This is a genomic window from Mesorhizobium sp. P3_A9, assembly GCF_056402975.1.
Window position 1 is genome coordinate 1 of the sequence record NZ_JBFUGJ010000802.1, and the last position, 598, is coordinate 598.

The window sequence follows — 598 nt, forward strand, 5'->3', positions numbered from 1 at the left end:
GTCCTGGGCTTTGCCGTCACGATGTCCGTTCCTCCAGCAGGCCATTGGCGACATAGAAGTCGCGCAGCCCGCTCAAGGCCGGGTGCGCCAGCGCCCGCCGCAGATAGTCGCGAATGCGCGGCAGGTGTTTTAGATAATAGGGCTTGCCGTCGCGCTTTTCGAGCCGGACGAAGATGCCGAGGATCTTCGAATTGCGTTGCGCAGCCATGATCGCATAAGCCTCCCGGAAGGATGCTTCGTCGAAGGCGCCTGCCGCATGGCGCGCCGCGATGTAGGCCTTGAGCGTCTGTGCCTCGATGTCAGGCGATACGGTGACGCGGGCATCCATGGCGAGCGACCCCACATCATAGGCTGAAGGGCCGATCAGCGCGTCCTGGACATCGACGATACCGAGGCGGTCGTGGCCGGAACGGTCGCCACGCCAGATGATGTTGGGCGAATGATAGTCTCGCAGCATCAGCGTGTATTCACTGGCCGCCAGCCGGTCGAGCACGGCGTTCCATTCCTTGTGGTAGCCGGCCCGCAAGGCGTCGGTTGGCGGACTGCCCGTGACCATCGGCACATACCAGTCGACCAGCAAATCGGCTTCGATCATCAT

At 62.7% G+C, this 598-nt stretch carries 1 protein-coding gene; it reads right to left on the reverse strand.

Annotated elements, in window-relative coordinates; translation table 11 throughout:
* Positions 1–16: 16 nt before the first annotated feature.
* The coding region (locus tag AC1DX0_RS36825) for an aminoglycoside phosphotransferase family protein (protein WP_477359581.1) at positions 17–598 on the reverse strand (582 nt) is incomplete at its 5' end.